This window comes from bacterium (genome assembly GCA_030654305.1).
In the GTDB taxonomy this organism is placed as follows: domain Bacteria; phylum Krumholzibacteriota; class Krumholzibacteriia; order LZORAL124-64-63; family LZORAL124-64-63; genus PNOJ01.
On record JAURXS010000374.1, the window covers coordinates 1 to 19,512 of the forward strand.

Sequence of the window (19,512 nt, forward strand, 5' to 3'; positions counted from 1 at the left end):
TTCGATCTCGGCAACTTGTCGGACCCGATCGAACCCGCCGACCGGGTCGGTCCCATCACGGTGCTCCCGCACCCGCCGGCCGTACCAGCGAATGGGACCCCGCGAGGGGCACCAGGAGGTGCCTGGTTGCCGGCGTCGGGCGGCCACGACCTTAACGCGCCCGAACGGCTGATGCAAGCCATGGAACGGGCCCAGGCCCTGCAGGCTTCCAGCGAGGTCGGCGGCGGGATCCCCCGCGTCCTGCAGGAGATCCTGATCATGCTGGAACCCGACCTGCCGGGCCTCGCCCTGTACCTGGAACTGCACCCGCCGCTGGAGCCAGATGCCGATCTCGAGCGGGTGTTCGCCGGCGGCTCGGGTGTCCGGCCCTTCTGGGCGGCGTCTCGCGGGGTGGGCGAGGCCATCTGGATCGCGGACGAACGGGAACTGCCGCCGCCGCTGCGGGCGCGGTTGAGCGGACCGGTCACCGGTTCCGTCCTGGCCGTCCCCTTCCTCGCGCCGCCTTCCCTCGAAGAAGTCGAACCGGGGCCGGCCGGGGAGGCCGGGCTGCTCTACCTGCTGGTGCCCGCGGAACGCGACCACCGCCAGATGCTGCAGCTGGGCCGGCGCGTCGCGCGGTTCGTTACCCACGGTTGGCAGCAGCGGACGCTGATGAACCGGCTGATGCACACCGACCCGCTCACCGGGGTCCGCAACCGGGCCTTCTTCGACTCGCAGTTCGATTTCGAACTCGACCGGGCGCGTCGGCGCGGATCGACGGTCGCCCTGTTGCTGGCCGACATCGACCACTTCAAGGCCATCAACGACCAGTACGGCCATCCCGCCGGGGACCGCGTGCTCAAGGCCGTGGCCCGGGAACTGCTGGCGGGACTACGCCGCATCGATCTGGTGTGCCGGGTGGGGGGCGAGGAATTCGCCCTCGTGCTGCCGGACACGCTGCCGGCGGCGGTGATCGAGATCGTGTCCCGTCTGCAGGTCCGCGTCGCGAACCTGCGCTTGGCCGATCCGGCGGCGGCCGAACCGATCCGCCTGACGGTCTCCTGCGGGGGCGTCGTGTTCCCCGATGCCGGCGACACGCTCGACGATCTCTACCGCCGCGCCGACGAGATGCTCTACCTCTCGAAACAGAGGGGCCGCAACCGTTGCCACCTCTGGAATCCCGAAGGCGATCCCATCCTGACCCTGCCCCGCTACCAGGCCCCCTGAGTCGGGTCCGCCTCGTCCTGGATCGCGCCGCCCGCCGTTACGCCCTGCTCGGTTGGGCGGTCCTCGCGATGACCGGGTACGACCTAGGCCGGCGGTCGTCCGCGCCGTTCGCGGACTGGCGCGAGGCGGGTGCAGCGGCGGCCGCTTGGCAGCGGGCCGGTGCCGCGAGCCCGTTGCTGGTGGGTCTCTGGAGCGGCCCGGCGGCGGTTCCCGTCGTGGCCGTCGTGACGCTGGGGGCCTCGTTGCAGGCGGGGAGGGCCACGGCGGCCGCGTTGCATCGTCCCGACGCCATCGTGACCGCGGCGTGGGCGCCCTCGCATCGCCGGCAGGCCGGCGTGGGCGCCCTGCTGCGGATCAGCGGGTGGCCCAGCCGCAGCGGCGGCGGTTGGTCGGCGCCGGGAGTGCTGCTGGCGGTGGGCGATTCCCTGCGGGGCGAGGCCGCGGCGCGGCCCCGGCCGGGCGAGGGCGTGCTGCTGAAGGGGCGGGGAGCGCCGCCCCGGCTGTGGCAGGTCGTCGGCGGGCATCTCGTCGCGACGGTGCCGCCGGGGGCGTCGCTGACGGGCGGCTTCTCCCCGTCGGCCTATGCGCGGGCAAGGGGGCTCGTCTGGCACGGGCGCCTGGATTCGACGACGGTGGAAGGCGTCGGCGGCGGCGTCCTGGACGCCGTCTCATCGGGAGCGCTGTCGCCGATGCGAGCGGCGATCCTGGACCGGTTGGCCGTCCTGATGCCTCCGCGCGAGGCCGTGCTGCTCGGGTCGATCCTGCTGGGGGAAAAGGATCCCAGCGGGCGCGACCTGCGGGACCCGTTCGCGCGACTGGGGCTCTCGCACCTGTTCGCCGTGTCCGGGCTCCATGTCGGGCTCGTGGCGGCGCTCGCGCTGATGCTGCTGCGTCCGTTCGCCGTCGGGCCCTGGGTCCGCAGCCTCTGGTTGGGCGTGCTGCTGCCGGTGTACGCCGTGTTGACCGGTCTGGCGGGCTCCGCGCTGCGCGCCACGGGGCTGGGGTTGCTGGCCGTCGCCGGGGTCGCCTTCGGGCGCGCCCATGACGCGCTGCGCTCCCTGGGGCTGCTGATCTGGCTGGCCGTGCTCTGGCAACCCGATTGCCTGGGCGATCCCGGCGTGCGCCTCAGCTACCTGGCCGCGGGCGGGATCATCGGCGCGCTGCGGTTGGCCGACGGGTTGTCGGGTTCGCCCCGCGCCGTGCGGTTCGTGGCGGCGCCCCTGCTGGTCAGCGTCGGCGCGACCTGGGCCACGCTGCCGGAAACCGCCGCCGCCTTCGGCTGGATCCATCCCCTGGCGCCGCTGGTGAACCTCGTCGCGGTGCCGACGTTCGCCGGCGCGGTGTGGGCCGTTTCCGCCGCCCTGCTGGCCGTGCCCCTGCCGTGGCTGGCGCAGGCGGCGGCGGCGTTGGGGTGGCTGCTCATCCGGCTGCTGGCCGCCGGATCGTCCGCCCTGGGATCCCTCGGGGACGGTCGGGTCGGGCTGCCGGGATGGACGCCCGCCTCGATGCTGCTGTTCGCGGCCGGCACCCTCCTGCTGGCCGCGGCCCTGCGCTCGCGCCCACCGCCATGGCTGCGCGTCGCGGCGGGCGCGGCCGCCCTGTCGTGCGCCGCGGGGATGACCCTGACCGGCCGGACCGCGCCGGGCGGCGACATGACGGTCCTGCAGGCCGACATCGGGCAGGGGGACGCCGCGGTCTTCGTGTTCCCCGACCGCACCGCCGTGCTCGTGGACACCGGGCCGTCGTGGCCGGGAGGATCGCAGTTCGAGCGCGTGCTGGACCCCTGGCTGCGGCGCGAAGGCGTGCGCGAACTGTCGGCGGTGGTGCTGACCCACGGGCACGACGACCACGACGGCGGCGCGACGGAGGTGGCCGCCGGACGGGAAATCGAGGCCTGGGTCGTGGGAGGGGAGGCCGCTCCCCCTGAGAGCAGGGCCGCTGCCGCCTGCCCGTCGCCGGGCACGGTCGTCCATGCCGGCGGCGGCTGGGACCTGCTCTGCCTCGCCGCCTTGCCGGCCGAGGCGACGACCGCCGACGAGAACGACCGTTCCGTCGTGCTCGCCCTGCGCCGCGCGGGTCGGACCGTGGGGCTGTGGATGGGCGACCTGGAGGTGGCGGGCGAAGCCGGGTTGCTCGCGAGCGGCTGGCCGGCGCCGGAGGGGGGGATCGAGGTGCTCAAGGCCGGCCACCACGGCAGCCGCACCTCCAGCGGCGCGGCCCTGCTGGACGCCGTGTCGCCGCGCCTGGTCCTGATCAGTTGCGGGGTCGAGAATTCGCACGGCCATCCCAGTCACGGCCCCTTCCTGTCCCGCGGCGACACGTTGCCGATCCTGCGCACCGATCTGGTGGGTTCCGTGCGGTTGCGATGGCGGGGATCGGCCTCGGTGCAGATCGAAACCTCGCGCGTGACGCCGTCGGCGGCGTCGCTTGACACCGGCAGGGGGCCTGCGTACCATGCGCGCGTCGCGCCGACGGCGCGATCGGAACCCCTGCCCGACACCGTCCAACCGAACCGGGAGCCCCATGTCCAGCCTCCGCAGCACGGTCGATCTCGGCCTGATGCCTGATCGTCGGGGGAAGGTGCGCGAGATCTTCGATCTCGGCCGGGAACTGTTCATCGTCGCGACCGACCGCATCTCCGCCTACGATGTGGTGATGGACCAGATCGTGCCTGGGCGCGGCGTGGTATTGTCCGTGATGACAATGGCATGGATGGATTTCTTCAAGGAAATCCCCAACCATTTGGTGACGGCCGAACCCGACTTGTTCCCGGCGCCGTTCCGGGCGCATCGCGACGTGCTGGCCGGCCGCTCCATGCTGGTGCGCAAGGCCGCCCCCTTCCCGGTGGAATGCATCGCGCGGGGGTACCTCTCGGGGTCCGGCTGGCGCTCCTACCAGCGGGACGGCACGATCTGCGGGCACGCGTTGCCGTCCGGACTGCAGAAGTCGTCGCCCCTGCCGGCGCCGATCTTCACCCCCTCGACCAAGGCCGAGCAGGGCCACGACGAGAACATCGACTTTGCGGGCGCCTGCGCCCTGGTCGGCGAGGCGGACGCGACCCGCCTGCGCGACGTCACGCTCGACCTCTACCGCCGCGCCGCCGCCTACGCGAGCGCCGGCGGCGTGCTGATCGCCGACACGAAGTTCGAGTTCGGCCTGGTCGACGGCGAGCTGACCCTCATCGACGAGGTGCTCACGCCCGACTCCAGCCGTTTCTGGCCCGCGGCCGAGCACCGCCCGGGCGAGGAGCCGCCGAGCTGGGACAAGCAGATCCTGCGCAACCACCTGGACACCCTGGACTGGAACCACGAGCCGCCGCCGCCCCGCCTGCCGGCGGAGATCCTCGAGCGGACGGCCCGTCGCTACCAGGACGTCCTGAACCTGCTGTTCGCCGAGGAGGCCCGCAGATGGCACCAGGCCCTGATCTGAACCGCCGCCGCCGCGCCCTGTTGAGCGTGACCGACAAGTCCCGCCTCGGCGAATTGGCCCGCGCCCTGGACGGCCGCGGCTACGAGCTGGTCGCGAGCGGGGGCACCGCGGCCTCGCTACGCGACGAGGGGCTCGCCGTGCGCGACGTGAGCGAGGTGACGGGCTTCCCGGAGATCTTCGGGGGGCGGATCAAGACCCTGCACCCGCTGGTCTTCGGCGGCATCCTCGGGCCGGACGAGGCCGCGTTGACCCAGGCCGCCGGGCTGGGCGTGCTGCCCTTCGACGTGGTCGTGGTCAACCTCTACGACTTCACCGCGGCGGTCGACGCCGGCGCGGACGAAGCGGCCGCGATCGAGAAGATCGACATCGGCGGGCCGTCCCTGCTGCGCGCCGCCGCCAAGAACCACGCCCGCGTCTGCGTGCTGCCGGACCCGGCGTTCTACGACGACTTCCTCGAGGCCATCGCGGGCGACGCGGGTTTCCCGGACCTGGAATTCCGCCGCAACATGGCGGCGGCGACGTTCGCCGTCACGGCGGACTACGATGCCGCCATCGCGGACTGGTTCGTCGGCGGGCACGCCTGCTGCGACGACCCGGACCACGATCACGACCACGATCACGAGCAGATCCTGGGCATCGAGTTGCGCTACGGCGAGAACCCCCACCAGAAGGCCGAGCTGATGCTCCCCGGCGAGGACACCGAGGACCCGCTGATCGGGATGGGGCTGCGCCAGCTGGGCGGGAAGGAGATGTCCTTCAACAACCTGGTGGACGTTGTCGCCGCGGTGAAGCTCGTCGACGACCTCGAGGTCGGCGGGCAGGTCGCCTGCGCCGCGATCAAGCACACCAACCCCTGCGGCGTCGGCCTCGGGGCCACGGCGACGGCGGCCCTCGCGCGCGCGCTGCTGGGGGACCCCGATGCCGCGTTCGGCGGCGTCTTCGCCTTCACCGGCGAGGTGGATGCCGGCGTTGCCGAGGAGCTGCACGCGCGCTTCTGCGAGGTCGTCGTGGCGCCCGCCTTCACCGAGGCCGCGCTGGACCTGCTGGGACGCAAGAAGAACCTGCGGCTGCTGTCGCTGGACCGCGAAGCGTTCCGCGCCGCCACCTGGGGGCAGGTGCGCATCTTCGGCGACGTGCAGCTGCACCAGGACGAGGACGAGGGCTTCCCCGAGCTGGAGTCCTGGCGCCACGTCGCCGGCCCCACGCCGGACGCGGGCACCGCCGGCGCGCTGCGGCTGCTGTGGCGGATCTGCAAGCACGTCAAGAGCAACGCCGTCGTGCTGGGCGACGCCGCCGGCACCCTCGGCGTCGGCGCCGGCCAGATGAGCCGCGTCGACAGCGCGCGCCTGGCGGTGCGCAAGGCGGCCGACCGGGAGCTCGCGCTGGCGGGTTGCGCCTGCGCGTCGGACGCGTTCTTCCCGTTCCCGGACGGCATCGAGGAGCTGCACGCCGCCGGCGTGCGCGCCGTGGTCGCGCCCGCGGGCTCGATCCGCGACGCCGACGTCATCGCGGCCGCCGAGCGGCTGGGCGTGACCCTGATGCACACCGATCGCCGCCACTTCCGCCACTGAGCCCGGCCGGCGCGTCGCCGCCGGCCCGACGCAGGAGGACCATGACCCACGCGAGCGGCCGCCGCGACCAGCCCCAGGTGGCGGTCCTGGACTACGGCTCCCAGTACACGCAGCTCATCGCGCGCCGCCTGCGCGAGCTCGGCGTGTACAGCGAGATCACGCCGTTCTCGCGGGCCCGCGAGCTGCTCGGCCGCGACGACGTCCGCGGGATTGTGCTGTCGGGCGGGCCGTCGTCGGTCGACGACCCCGGTGCGCCGGACCTCGACGCCGGACTGCTGGCCGAGGGCAAGCCGCTGCTCGGCATCTGCTACGGCATGCAGCTGATCTGCCGCCGCCTCGGCGGCGCCCTGGAGGCTTCCGACCGCCGAGAGTACGGCCCGGCGCAGATCGAGCGCCTCGCGGACGACGCCCTGTTCGACGGCACGCCGTCCGCGCAGCCGGTGTGGATGAGCCACGGCGACCGGGTCGCCCGCCTGCCCGAGGGCTTCGTCGTCCTGGCGCGCTCCGCCTCGATCCCCTTCGCCGCGGCCGGCGATCCCGCGCGCCGCATCTACGCCGTGCAGTTCCACCCCGAGGTCGCGCACACCGAGCACGGGCTGACCCTGCTGCGCAACTTCGCCCGCGGCGTCTGCGGCCTCGCGGGCGACTGGTCCGCCGCGCATTTCGTGGCCGGAGCGGTGGCGGAGATCCGCGAGCGGGTCGGCGACGGCCAGGTGCTCTGCGGCGTCTCGGGCGGCGTCGACTCCACCGTGACGGCCTCGCTGATCGACCACGCCGTGGGCGACCGCCTGCATGCCGTGTTCGTCGACAACGGGCTGCTGCGGCTGGGGGAGGCGGGCGAGGTCGAGCGCGACCTCAACGCCTTCCTGCACCGGCCCGTGCGCCGCATCGACGCGCGCAACCGCTTCCTGACCGCCCTGCGCGGCGTCGAGGAGCCCGAGCGCAAGCGCAAGATCATCGGCGGGACCTTCATCGAGGTCTTCAAGGACGCGACGCGGGACCTGGGGGAGGTGTCGTTCCTGGCGCAGGGGACGCTGTACCCGGACCGCATCGAATCGGTGTCGATCAACGGCCCGAGCCACGTCATCAAGTCCCACCACAACGTCGGCGGCCTGCCCGCCGAACTGGGGTTCGAGCTGATCGAGCCGCTGCGCGACCTGTTCAAGGACGAGGTGCGGGCCGTGGGGCGCAGCCTGGGCATCCCCGACAGCCTGCTCATGCGCCACCCGTTCCCGGGCCCGGGCCTGGGCGTGCGCATCCTCGGCGAGGTGTCGCCGGAAAAGGTCCGCCTGCTGCAGCGCGCCGACCATATCTTCATCCAGGAACTGCGCGACGCCGGCCAGTACGAGCGCATCTGGCAGGCGGGCGCGGTGCTGCTGCCGGTCCGCACCGTCGGCGTCATGGGCGACCAGCGCACCTACGAGGCGGTGGTGGCCCTGCGGGCGGTGACCAGCCTGGACGGGATGACCGCCGACTGGGCCCGCATCCCCGACGACGTGTTGGCACGCGTCGGCAACCGCATCATCAACGAGGTGCCCGGCATCAACCGCGTCGTCTACGACATCAGCAGCAAGCCGCCGAGCACCATCGAGTGGGAATGAGATCGGGCGAAACGGGATGAACACGCGCCTGCGCACCGGCCTGCACCTGTTCGTCGCGGCCGCCCTCTGGGGGGCGGCCGCGTCCGTCGCGGCGCAGCCGACCGACCCCCATCACCCCGCCGACCCCGATCTGGCGCGATGGCGCGGCGAACGCCGGGCCGCTCTGAAGGCGCGCGCGCTGGACAAGGACGCCGCGGCGGAATTCGGGCTGCTGGTCATCCCGGTGGACTTCGACGGCGAACGGTTGCCCGCCGCCTGGGAGGCGGCGCGCGATCTGGCGCCGCGCCTGCTGGAGGGAACCGGTTCGCTGAAGGGCTACGTCGACGCGGCCTCCCGCGGCCGGCTGGGCCTGCGCCTGGTGCTGTCGCCGCTGGTGCACCTGCCCGGCTCGCCGGGCGACTACTCCGATCTCGGTCTGCAGGGTTTCACCAGGACGCGCCTGTTGGCGCAGCGGTCGCTGGCGGAGGCGGCCGCCTTGGGGGTGCCGTTCGCGGCGGCCGATCGGGACGGCGCCGACGGGGTGCCGGGCAGCCCCGACGACGACGGCGAGGTCGACGGCGTGCTCATCCTGCACGCCGAAGCCGGCTGGGAGGGGGAACCCGCGGGCGTGGTCGTCCCCCTGCAGTACTTCCTCGAAGACCCGGTCGTGCAGTCGGGCACGGCCGCCGCCGTCTACGCCGTGGCCAGCCTGCGCAGCGGCCTGGGCATCTGGGCCCACGAGACGGCCCACCTCTTCGGACTGGACGACCGCTACGACGTGTTCCTGCCGGGCACCGGGGAAGCGACGGCCCGCGGCGGGCTCGGCGCCTTCAGCCTGATGGCCGGCGGCGCCCGCGACGGCGCGGGCGACCACGCGCCGGCGCTGCCGGACGCCGAGAGCGCGCTGCAGCTCGGCTGGCGCGACGAGCGCGTCCTGGTCGGGCGGGGCGACGGGCCGCAGGTCCTGCCGGCCGGCGAAGTCTGGCGGCTGCCGGCGGGGCCGCTCAACCCGGGGCAGTGGTTCCTGCTGGAGCGGCGCGGCGGCACGCCGCCCTGGGACCCGGTGCTGCCGGACCCCTCCCTGGTGATCTGCCACGTCGACGGCGACCTGCCCGACGACGCGCAGTCGGCGCTCGGCACGCGCCACCTGCGGGTCCGGCTCGTGGAAGCGGACGGCGACCAGGACGTCGCGGCCGGTCTCGCCGCCGGCGACGCGGGAGATGCCTTCTCGGCCGCCGCCGGCCCCGTGGACTGGAATGCCGGCACCTCGCCGTCGAGCCACGGCTATCTGGGACCGAGCGGCGTGGCCTGCACCCTGACGCGGGAAGGCGACGAACTGTCGGTCGCCTGGGTCACGGCCGGGCACCGGCTCGCGCTCGAACTGCGCCTGGTGCCGGCCCCCGGCGACACCTTGGTCGACCTGCTGGTCCGCGATCCCGATCTGGCGTCCGCCCCCCTCGCGATCACCCTCGGGCTCGACGGGGGCGCCACGCCTTGGGGCGAATTCGCGCCGGGCACCTCCGCCGTCACGCGCGAGCTGATCGAGTCCGCGCCCGGGGAGTGGCGCCCCGCGACGCCCATCCGCTGGCTGCCGGCCGGCGATCCCCCGGCCGGCGCCGCGACCACCTTCGTCGCGGAGCTGCGCCGCGACGGAGCGGTGCTGGGCAGCGAGACCCGGAGCTGGTTGTGGCGCGAGGCTGACGATCCCTTCAGCACGGCGGGTTGGCCCGGGGACTGGGACGTGCTGTCTGACGGCGGGACGACCTGGCACCTCTGGGACATGGCACTGCCGTCGCCGGTCCTGGCCTGCACCGACGCCGCCGCCGCGACGCCGATCGACTGGCCCGAGGTGACGTACGGGAACAGCGATGAAGCCGTGCTGGTCAGCCCAGCCTGGCGCGGCGAGGGGCGCGCCCTGCGCATCGTCCATGCGCTGGACGCCCTGCTCTGGAGTCCCGGCCTCGGCGCGGACGGCGCGGTGCTGGAGGCCCTGGCAGCCGACGGCACGATCGTGGCCCTCGTCCCGAGCGGCGGGTATCCCGGCTCCATGGCGCGGGACGTCGACAATCCCCTGTTCGGCCGGCCGGCGTTCATCGGCCCCGGCGAACTGCTCGCCGACGACCGCCCGCTCTGGCGGGCCGACGTGGTGCCCCTGCCCGCCGCCTTGGCCGACGGCGCGCGCCTGCGTCTGCGCTTCGCCAGCGACCCGCTCTGGCGCGGCCGCGGCTGGCTGGTCGCCGACCTCGCGCTGGTCCCGGCCGAGGATGCCGAGCGGCCCTGCCGCGCCGTGTGGGACCCCGCGGCGGACGGCCTGCTGGTGACCTGGCCGTGGGAGTCGCCGACCACGCTCACCGTAGAATTCAGCCTCGATCGGGGCGCGTCCTGGGTGACGGTCTGGGAGGGGGCGCCTCCGGGCGGCCCCGTCGCCAGTCAGCATTTCGTGCCAGCCGGGCAGATGCTGGTGCCGCCCCTCGCCGCGACCACGCGGGCCCTGGTCCGGGCCCGACTCCGCTTGCCGCTGGGAGAGGTGGCCACGCCCGTCGCCGTCCACGCGCCGGCGACGCCCGCCGCCGCCGCGCTGGGATTGCCGGCGCCGAATCCCGGCCGTGGACTGATCCGCGTGCCGGTCTCCGTTGCGGCCGGGACCGCGCGTCTGGCGATCCACGACCTGCGCGGTCGCCGGGTCCGCGCCTGGGAGCTGGCGGCGGGCGATTTCGTCGTCGCTTGGGACGGTCGCGACGACCGGGGGCGGCGGTTGCCCTCCGGCGTCTATATCGTGCGCCTGGAACACGGAGGTTCGGTCATGACCAGAAAGGCGACCCTGGAACGATGAAGCGCCTGCTCACCACGCTGCTCTTGCTCGCCGCCGCCGCCGCGCCGGTCCGCGCCGCGCTGCTGGTCGACCCGTGCCTGGAGGATTTCCGGGTCGGCGACATCGCGCAGGGTCCCGCCGCCTTCACGCCGCGGGGCTGGGCCGGGAACCTCTTCGAACGCCCGGCCTGGTCGCCCCTGTGGAGCGGCGCCTGGGACAACCTCTTCCGCTTGACCGCAACGGAGCGATCCGGGCTCGCCGCCTGGCCGCTCTTCGTGGCGGTCAACGGCGGCGACCCGGAACGCGCCGCCGGCTGGTGGGACGATCTGGCGACCGCCTGGACGGAAACCCGGCTCGGGTTGGCGCCCGACGCCCGGGATTCGGCGGCCCGGAACTGGTTGTCCTACGAGCGCACCAGCATGGCGGTCTTCGGCGCCCTGGACCGGGGGGACACCGCGACCGCGCTCACGGCCACCGACGCGGTGCTGGCGCTGGACGGTCTGGCCGACGAGACGCGCCTGATCTGGAGCCTGCGCCGCCGGGCGCTGGCCGCGACGGCGGCGGATGCCGGTCCCTGGGAGGAACTGCTCACGCTGCACGCCTGCGACCGCGACGCGGGCTGGGAACTCTGGCGGGCCCGCGCCGCCGCGACCGGCAGCGATCCGTTGTCGTTGCCCTCGCAGCCCGCCCGCTGGGCGCGCTGGCTGGTGGCGGCCGGTGACGACGCGCTCGCCGCGAACCAGCTCGAGAAACTGGCCGTGCCCGACGACGTCAAGGCCGGGCTCGGCGCCCGGCTGCTGGACGGGGCCGAACTGCGGCGACATTTCCAGGACCACCCCAACCCGCCCGCCGACGAGGAACTGCAGGACTGGTGGCTCCAGGGCCGCCTGCGGTTGGCCGGGTCGTCGGCCGAGGAGGCGGAAGCGCTGTCGGCGCTGCCGGGACTGGCCGTCGCCAACCGAGCCTGGCTGTTGCGGCGCGCCGGCGACCGGCGCGCCGGTGAAGGCCTCTGGGGCGCCGCCCTCGCCGACTTCCGCACGGCGCTGCTGCTGGCGGAACGCTCGGGGCGGTCCACGGTCCTGAACCGGGTGCGGGCCGAGATCGACCGCGCGCGTTCGCTGGCGGACCAGCAGGGACGGCCCGACATCCGGGCCGAACTGGACGGGCTCTGGAGCCCGCCGGTCGTGCGCGAGAGCGAGGGCCCGCGGGTCGCGGCCGCCCGCGCCAAGGTGAAGCGGGGGCGCGCGCCGGACCTCGAAGCGCGCGGGCTGCCGGACTTCCCCGCCCGCGCCCGCGGCGTCGAAGCGGCGGTCTGGCGCGTCTGGGCCCGGCAGGGCCGGTCGCTGGCGCAGGCCAGAGCCGCGGACCCCGCGGCCGCCGCCTACGACACCCTGCTCCAGGCCGTGGCGGCCGCCGGCCGGCTCTCGGACCAGCGGCGGGCGGCGGCGGCGGCCTGCGGCACCGCGTTGGCGTCCGCCGGCTGCGGGGAGCGCGTCGCCCTCTGGCTGCTGGCGGCGGCGGCGGCGGCGACCGGCCCCGTGCTGCCGCCGGGCGAACCCTCGCCCGTGCCCGACCTGGTGGAAACCAACGCCGACGAGCTCGTGAGGCACGCCCTCTTCGGCGCGGCCCTGCTGGCCGGCGACGACCGGGGACGGCTGGCCGCCGGCACCCGGACGCCGCGCGGCATGCTGAGCGAGGACGAGCGCCTGCTGCTGGTCTTCCCCGTGCCCTCCGGCGGGGAGGTGGCGGCCCTGCTGGCCGGCGGCGCCGAACCCCGGCTCGCCCTGGCCGTGGCGCGCAACGAATCGCTCTTCGACCCCGCGGTGCGCTCGCACGCCGGCGCCCTGGGCTACATGCAGATCATGCCGTTCCACTACCGTGACGGGGCCCGCCGCGACGGCGACGTGGACTGGCGGCGCAGCGCGACGTCCCTGCGCAAGGGCCGGGCCCTGCTGGACGAGAACGCGCGCCGCTACCGGGGCGACCCGTACCGGACCCTGGCGGCCTACAACGCGGGACCGGCCGCGGTGGGGCGCTGGACCGGCCAGTTGGGCCGCCGTTCCGGCCGCCAGGCGTTCCTGGAATGGATCGGTTATGCTGAGACGCGCCAGTACGTGGAGAAGGTTTTAATTGACCGCGAGGTCTACGACTGGATACTTAACGACGCTGCCGGCGCGCTCGGTGCCGGTGTCGTCCTGGACTGACCCAAGACCGGCGCGCCCCTATGACTATAGAAGACAAAGAGTTGCCGCACTCGCCCCCGGCCCGCACCTGGCGCGACAGCGTGGAGTGGGGCCGCAAGGCGATCCATGTCAGCTCGACAGTGCTGGCCGTCTGGGTCCTCTCGGTGCCCGATCCGTGGACCACGGCCGGCCTGGCGGCGGCGACGCTGTTCGTCATGGCCGTGGACCTGGCCCGGCTGCGCATGAAGCGCTGGGCGCTCTGGTTCTACCGGAAATTCCCGCTGATCTTCCGCCGCGACGAGCGCCACGACCTGTCCGGCGCCTCGGTGATGATGATCGGCGCCACGCTGGCCTCGTTCCTGTTCCCGCCGGCGCCGGCCGCCGCCGGCATCCTCTGCCTCGCCTGGGGCGACTCGGCGGCGGCGGTGGTGGGGCAGGCGGTCTCGTTCCGACGGCGCCAACTCGGCCTAGAACGCGACGACGGCACGCGGGCCCCGGTGGTGATCCGCCGCCGCGGCAAGACCTGGGTCGGGACCTTCGCCTGCTTCGCGGCCTCGACCCTCGTGACGGCCCTGGTGCTGCGCGGCGAGCCCGCGTTCGCCCTGGCGACGGGCGCCGTCGCCGCGATCATGGAACGCTGGACGCCGGGCCGCTGGGACAACCTGACGATCCCGCTGGCCTCGGCGGCGGCGATCCAGTTCTGCCACACCTGGCTGCGCTGACCGCGCCCGCAGACGCCGCCCGCGACAGGCGGCGGCGCCGTCGCGCCGAACCGAAAGAAAGACCGCGATGATCACCTCGATGATGCAGAAGCTCTTCGGCAAGAAGTCGCAGCGCGATTTCAAGCGCCTGCAGCCGTTGCTCGAGGAAGTGAAGCTGGCGCGCGCGCCCTTCGCCGCGCTGGACGACGACGCCCTGCGCGCCAAGACCGAGGAGTTCCGCCGCCGCCACGCCGACGGCGAGAGCCTCGACGCCCTGCTGCCCGAGGCCTACGGCCTGGTCTGGGAGGCCTGCCGCCGGCTGGCCGAGCGCCGGACGTCCTGGCCGGTCTGGGACCGCGAGGTGGCCTGGGACATGGTGCCCTACGACGTCCAGATCGTCGGCGCCATCGTGCTGCACCAGGGCAAGATCGCCGAGATGGCCACCGGCGAGGGCAAGACCCTGGTCGCGGTGATGCCGCTGTACCTGAACGCCCTGTCCGGCAAGGGCGCCCACCTGGTGACGGTCAACGACTACCTGGCCCGCCGCGACGCCGAATGGATGGGCGGCGTGCTGCGCTTCCTGGGCCTGCGCATCGGCTTCATCGTCAACAACATGACGCCCGACGAGCGGCGCGAGGCCTACAACTGCGACGTCACCTACGGCACGAACAACGAGTTCGGCTTCGACTACCTGCGCGACAACATGTCCGTGCGCCGGGAGCACCTCGTGCAGCGCGGCTTCCACTTCGGCATCGTCGACGAGGTCGACTCCGTCCTGATCGACGAGGCCCGCACGCCGCTGATCATCTCCGGCGCCGTCGACAAGTCGACCCACCGCTTCGAGGAGCTGCAGCCCCGGGTCGAGAAGCTCTTCCGGCGCCAGAACCGGCTGATCAACGACTGGCTCGGCGAGGCCGAGCGCATCCTGCGCGACGTGAACGAGGACGGCGACCCCGTCGCCGTGGACCAGGACACCGGGGTGCTGCTGCTGCGCATCTCGCGCGGCGCCCCCAAGAACAAGCGCTTCCGCCGCCTCGGCCAGCTGCCCGGCGTGCTCGACGCCGTCCGCCGCACCGAGGAGAACTTCATGCGCGACAAGGCCATGTGGGAGGCGGACGAGCCGCTTTACTACGTGGTCGAGGAGAAGCATCACGGGGTCGACCTGACCGAGAAGGGCCGCGTCGTGCTGTCCGAGGACGAGCCGGACTTCTTCGTGCTGCCCGACCTCGCCCTGCGCGTCGGCGAGATCCAGCAGGACGAGGAACTCGACCGCGACGCCAAGGCCGCCCGCATCGCCGAGGTGGAACGGGCCTACGCCGTCAAGAACGAGCAGATCAGCAACGTCGATCAGCTGCTGCGCGCCTACACCCTCTACGAGAAGGACGACGAGTACGTCGTCATGGAGGGCAAGATCCAGATCGTCGACGAGTTCACCGGCCGCCTGATGCCGGGCCGCCGCTTCAGCGAGGGCCTGCACCAGGCCCTGGAGGCCAAGGAGGGGGTCAAGGTCGAGAAGGAGACCCAGACCCTGGCCACCGTCACGCTGCAGAACTTCTTCCGCATGTACGAGAAGCTCGCCGGCATGACCGGCACCGCGGTGACCGAGGAGGCCGAATTCGGCGAGATCTACAAGCTGGAAGTGGTGGAGATCCCCACCAACGAGCCGGTGCGCCGCGCCGACCAGGACGACATCATCTTCCGCACCAAGAAGGAGAAGTTCAACGCCATCGTCGACGAGGTCGCGCGCCTGCACGAGGCCGGGCTGCCGGTGCTGGTCGGCACCACCACCGTCGAGGTCAGCGAGTTCCTGAGCCGGCTGCTGAAGCGCCGCGGCATCAACCACAACGTCCTGAACGCGAAGCACCACAAGAGCGAGGCCGAGATCGTGGCCGAGGCCGGCCGCCGCGGCGCGGTGACCATCGCCACGAACATGGCGGGCCGCGGCACCGACATCAAGATCGACCTGCGCGACCTGATGCAGCTGGCCCCCGGCACGCCCTTCGACAAGACCACGGCGACCGTCGCCGACGAGCCCGCCGGCCTGCACATCATCGGCACCGAGCGGCACGAGAGCCGCCGCATCGACCGCCAGCTGCGCGGCCGCGCCGGCCGCCAGGGCGACCCCGGCGCCTCCATCTTCTACCTGTCCCTCGAGGACGACCTGATGCGGCTGTTCAACTCCGACCAGCTGATCAAGATCATGGACCGGCTCGGCGTCAAGGAGGGGGAGGTCATCACCCACCCGATGGTGACCCGGGCCATCGAGAAGGCCGCCCAGCGCGTCGAGGGCCACAACTTCGGCATCCGCAAGCACCTGATCGAGTACGACGACGTCGTCAACAAGCAGCGCGAGGTCATCTACTCGCTGCGGCGCGAGATCCTGCTGGGCGAGGACATCTCCGAGCTGATGCGCGAGGACATCGCCGCGGTGGTCGACGCGCTGCTGGCCGAGCACACCGACCCCGAGCGCGCCAACGACGACTGGAACTTCGACGAGCTGGAGCGGGAGTTCCAGTCGCTCTTCCTGACGCCGCTGCCGGTGCCCAAGGCGGACCGCCTGACGGTCGGGCACACGGCCCTCGGCGAGGACATGCTCGAGGCGGCCCTGGCCCGCTACGCCGACAAGGAGCTGCGCCTGACGCCCGAGGTCACCCGCCAGCTCGAGCGCTACGTCAAGCTGCAGGTCATCGACGAGCACTGGAAGGACCACCTCAACCAGCTCGTGATGCTGCGCAGCGGCATCGGGCTGCGCTCCTACGGCCAGCGCGACCCCCTGGTCGAGTACAAGGGCGAGTCCTACAAGATGTTCCAGGAGCTGATGGCGAACATCGAGCGCGACTCCGTGCGCCTGTTCTACCGCGCCGAACTCGTGTCCCGGCCGGCGCCGCCGCCGGTGCCCGAACCGTCGCGCCTGCAGGCGCGGCACGACGAGGTCGGCTACCTGGGCGCCGGGCACGGCCCGGCGGGCGTCCCGGTGGACGAGGCCGTCGGCCCGCCGTCCCCGGCCGTGCCGCCGCCCGGATCCGAGCGGCCCCTCCAGCGGCAGGAGCCCCGGATCTCGCGGAACGACCCCTGCCCCTGCGGGAGCGGCAAGAAGTACAAGAAGTGCTGCGGCCGGCTCGATGAGCGGGCGACGTGAGGAGACGCGTGTGAAGCTGATCATCGTCGAGTCCCCGGCCAAGGCCAGGACGATCGAGAAGTTCCTGGGCGAAGGCTACGCGGTGGCGGCCAGCTACGGCCACATCCGCGACCTGCCCGGCACCGCGGCCGAGATCCCCGCTTCCTGCCGCGACAAGCCCTGGGCCCGCCTGGGCGTGGATACCGACGACGGCTACCGGCCCGTCTACGTCGTCTCCAGCGAGAACGCGAAGCACGTCGCGCAGCTCAAGAAGCTGCTCAAGGGCGCCGACGAGCTGCTGCTGGCCACGGACGAGGACCGCGAGGGCGAGGCCATCAGCTGGCACGTGCTGGACGTCCTGCAGCCCGCGATCCCGGTGCGCCGGATCGCCTTCCACGAGATCACGCGGCACGCCATCCTCGAGGCCCTGGCCAACCCGCGCGACCTGCACCTGGACCTCGTCCAGGCGCAGGAGAGCCGCCGCATCCTGGACCGGCTCTTCGGCTACACGCTGTCGCCCGTGCTCTGGAAGCGCGTGCGCACCAAGCTCAGCGCGGGCCGCGTGCAGAGCGCCGCCCTGCGCCTGCTGGTCGAGCTGGAGGAAGCCCGGCTGCGCTTCCGCAGCGCCGAGTTCTGGGATCTCGAGGCGACCCTGATCCCGGCCTCCGGCGAGCCCTTCGCCGCGCGCCTGACCTCCGTCGACGGGCAGCGCCTGGCCGGGAGCAAGGATTTCGATCCCGACACCGGCCAGCTCAAGCTGCCCCGCAACCGGCAGGGCGACGGCGGCGCTCGCGGGGTGCTGCAGCTCGACGGCGACATGGCCCGGACGCTGGCCGCGTCCGCGGCCGAGGCGCTGCCCTGGCGGGTGGGGAACATCGAGCGCAAGGAGTCGCGCCGTCGCCCGAAGCCGCCGCTGACCACCTCGACGCTGCAGCAGGCGGCGAGCAGCCAGCTGGGGTTCACGCCCCGGCGCACGATGCAGATCGCCCAGAAGCTCTACGAGGGCGTCGACCTCGGCGCCGGCGAGCGCGAGGGTCTGATCACCTACATGCGCACCGACTCGTTGACGCTCAGCGAAGAGGCGCTGCGCAGCGCAGCCGAGCTGATCCGCACCGCGTACGGGCCGGACTACACGCAGGGACCGCGCCGCTACAAGACGGCGGCGAAGTCGGCCCAGGAGGCCCACGAGGCCATCCGGCCCACCGACCTGCGCCGGAGCCCGGACACGGTCGCCCGCTGGCTGGACAAGGAGGAGCGCGCCCTCTACGACCTGATCTGGCGCCGCACCCTGGCCAGCCAGATGACCGACGCCGTGGTGGACAGCACCGCCGTGGACCTGACCGCCAAGGCCGCCGGCAGCAGCCTGATGCTGCGCGCCAACGGCTCGGTGGTGCGTTTCCCCGGCTTCCTGAAGGTCAGCGGCAAGGAGGACCAGGACACCCTGCTGCCCCAGCTCGAGACGGGCCAGTTCCTGGGCCGTCCCGGGGACGCCGCCGTCCTGCACTCGCTCACGCCCACGCAGCACGCGACGACCCCGCCGGCCCGCTTCACCGAGGCCTCGCTCATCAAGCGGCTGGAAGAGGAGGGGATCGGCCGCCCCTCGACCTACGCGCCCACCATCTCCACCATCGAGCAGCGCGAGTACGCGGTGAAGCGCAAGGGGGCGCTCGTGCCCACCTTCATCGGCATGGCGGTCATCCACCTCCTGCGCAAGCACTTCGACCACTACGTCGACCTGAAGTTCACCGCCCGCATGGAGGAGGCGCTCGACGGGATCGCGGCGGGCGAGGTGGACCGCGTGGACTTCCTGAACACGTTCTACCGCGGCAGCGCGGCCGAGGGCCACGGCCTGGTGCGCGACGTCGACGAGCAGCTCCCGCTGATCGACTACCCCGCCATCGACATCGGCGCCGAGCCGGGGACCGGCGAGCCGCTCCAGGTGCGCATCGGGCGCACCTACGTCTACGTCCAGGCCGGCAACGGCGAGGGCGCCCGCCGGGCCACGCTGCCGGTGGACCTGCTGATCGACGAGCTGACCCCCGAGCGGGCCGCCGACCTGCTGGCCGCGCGCGAGCGGGCCGATGAGCCCATCGGTCGCGATCCGGACAGCGGCTTGAACATCTACGTGCGCACCGGTCCGTTCGGCCCGTACCTCCAGCTCGGCGAGGTCGTCGAGGACCAGCCCAAACCCAAGCGGGTCAGCCTGGGCCGCGCTGCCGATCCCGCCGCGATCGACCTGCCGGCGGCGCTGCGGCTGCTGTCGCTGCCGAGGGTCGTCGGCGTCTGCCCGGAGACCGGGAAGCCGGTCCACGCCGGGCTGGGCCGTTTCGGACCGTACGTCGAGCGGGCGCGCGTCTTCGCGAGCATCGACAGCACCGAGGCGCTGTTCACGATCACGCTCGAGGAGGCGCTGCAGCGCATCCAGAACAAGAACCGCAAACCGGTCCTCAAGGAGATCGGGAACCACCCGGAAAGCGGCGCTCCCCTGCAGGTCATCCAGGGCCGTTACGGCCCCTACGTGAGCGACGGCAAGCACCACGCCACGCTCCGCGACGGGGAGGACCCGCTGGCCGTGACCCTGGAGCAGGCCGTGGTCCTGATCGCCGCCGCGGCCGAGAAGAAGGGCCGCCGACCGGCCGGCCGCGCCCGGAAGGCGACAACGAAGAAGGCGACGACCAAGAAGTCGACGACCAAGAAAGCGACGACGAAAAAAGCTCCGACCAAGCAGACGACTAAGAAGAAAACGACGACCGAGAAGGCGACGACCAAGAAGACCCCGACCAAGAAGGCCGCGGCCAAGAAGAAGGCGCCCCGGAAAGCGGCGCCCCCCAAGAACTCGCGATGAACCGCCGCCGGGTCCACGTGGTCGGCGGCGGCCGGGCGGGCTGCGAGGCGGCCCTCCAGCTGGCCCG

10 protein-coding genes are annotated in these 19,512 nt (G+C 73.0%); all 10 read left to right on the plus strand.

Translation table 11 applies throughout. The annotated features are described in order from the left end of the window. The first annotated feature begins 180 nt into the window (after nt 1–180). The 10 genes from Q7W29_10720 (at nt 181) to topA (ending at nt 19,445) form a co-directional block, all read left to right on the plus strand. The gene (locus tag Q7W29_10720; GenBank protein ID MDO9172293.1) at nt 181–1,206 is read left to right on the plus strand and encodes a GGDEF domain-containing protein; all 1,026 of its coding nucleotides are present in this window, start codon (nt 181–183) and stop codon (nt 1,204–1,206) included. Nucleotides 1,207–1,274: 68 nt separating this feature from the next. Then, nucleotides 1,275–3,773: a ComEC/Rec2 family competence protein gene (locus Q7W29_10725; GenBank protein MDO9172294.1), complete on the plus strand. Its 2,499-nt coding sequence runs from the start codon at nt 1,275–1,277 to the stop codon at nt 3,771–3,773. After that, nucleotides 3,730–4,635: a phosphoribosylaminoimidazolesuccinocarboxamide synthase gene (locus Q7W29_10730; GenBank protein ID MDO9172295.1), complete on the plus strand. Its 906-nt coding sequence runs from the start codon at nt 3,730–3,732 to the stop codon at nt 4,633–4,635. Before Q7W29_10725 ends, Q7W29_10730 begins: the two co-directional genes overlap by 44 nt. Further along, nucleotides 4,614–6,206 carry a bifunctional phosphoribosylaminoimidazolecarboxamide formyltransferase/IMP cyclohydrolase gene (gene purH, locus Q7W29_10735; protein MDO9172296.1) on the plus strand — a complete coding sequence of 531 codons (1,593 nt, stop codon included), beginning with the start codon at nt 4,614–4,616 and terminating at the stop codon, nt 6,204–6,206. The genes Q7W29_10730 and purH overlap by 22 nt, the downstream gene beginning before the upstream one ends. Nucleotides 6,207–6,247: 41 nt before the next feature. Continuing rightward, nucleotides 6,248–7,807, plus strand: a complete 1,560-nt coding sequence (gene guaA / locus Q7W29_10740) for a glutamine-hydrolyzing GMP synthase (GenBank protein ID MDO9172297.1) — start codon at nt 6,248–6,250, stop codon at nt 7,805–7,807. A 16-nt stretch (nt 7,808–7,823) separates the two neighbouring features. Next, nucleotides 7,824–10,619, plus strand: a complete 2,796-nt coding sequence (locus Q7W29_10745; GenBank protein MDO9172298.1) for a FlgD immunoglobulin-like domain containing protein — start codon at nt 7,824–7,826, stop codon at nt 10,617–10,619. Next, a complete protein-coding gene (locus Q7W29_10750; protein ID MDO9172299.1) occupies nt 10,616–12,802 on the plus strand; it encodes a transglycosylase SLT domain-containing protein in 2,187 nt (728 codons plus the stop codon). Before Q7W29_10745 ends, Q7W29_10750 begins: the two co-directional genes overlap by 4 nt. 41 nt (nt 12,803–12,843) lie before the next feature. Next, nucleotides 12,844–13,503: an SEC59/DGK1/VTE5 family protein gene (locus tag Q7W29_10755; GenBank protein ID MDO9172300.1), complete on the plus strand. Its 660-nt coding sequence runs from the start codon at nt 12,844–12,846 to the stop codon at nt 13,501–13,503. A gap of 67 nt (nt 13,504–13,570) precedes the next feature. Then, the gene (gene secA, locus Q7W29_10760) at nt 13,571–16,621 is read left to right on the plus strand and encodes a preprotein translocase subunit SecA (GenBank protein ID MDO9172301.1); all 3,051 of its coding nucleotides are present in this window, start codon (nt 13,571–13,573) and stop codon (nt 16,619–16,621) included. Between the two features lie 10 nt (nt 16,622–16,631). Further along, nucleotides 16,632–19,445 (plus strand): type I DNA topoisomerase, encoded by a 2,814-nt coding sequence (gene topA, locus Q7W29_10765; protein ID MDO9172302.1) that lies wholly within the window; start codon nt 16,632–16,634, stop codon nt 19,443–19,445. Nucleotides 19,446–19,512: the final 67 nt, after the last annotated feature.

Bases quoted from the DNA above. Each gene is read 5' to 3' on its own strand.
- Q7W29_10720 (MDO9172293.1), top strand. From the start codon at position 181: ATGGAACGGGCCCAGGCCCTGCAGGCTTCCAGCGAGGTCGGCGGCGGG.
- Q7W29_10725 (MDO9172294.1), top strand. From the start codon at position 1,275: ATGACCGGGTACGACCTAGGCCGGCGGTCGTCCGCGCCGTTCGCGGAC.
- Q7W29_10730 (MDO9172295.1), top strand. From the start codon at position 3,730: ATGTCCAGCCTCCGCAGCACGGTCGATCTCGGCCTGATGCCTGATCGT.
- purH (MDO9172296.1), top strand. From the start codon at position 4,614: ATGGCACCAGGCCCTGATCTGAACCGCCGCCGCCGCGCCCTGTTGAGC.
- guaA (MDO9172297.1), top strand. From the start codon at position 6,248: ATGACCCACGCGAGCGGCCGCCGCGACCAGCCCCAGGTGGCGGTCCTG.
- Q7W29_10745 (MDO9172298.1), top strand. From the start codon at position 7,824: ATGAACACGCGCCTGCGCACCGGCCTGCACCTGTTCGTCGCGGCCGCC.
- Q7W29_10750 (MDO9172299.1), top strand. From the start codon at position 10,616: ATGAAGCGCCTGCTCACCACGCTGCTCTTGCTCGCCGCCGCCGCCGCG.
- secA (MDO9172301.1), top strand. From the start codon at position 13,571: ATGATCACCTCGATGATGCAGAAGCTCTTCGGCAAGAAGTCGCAGCGC.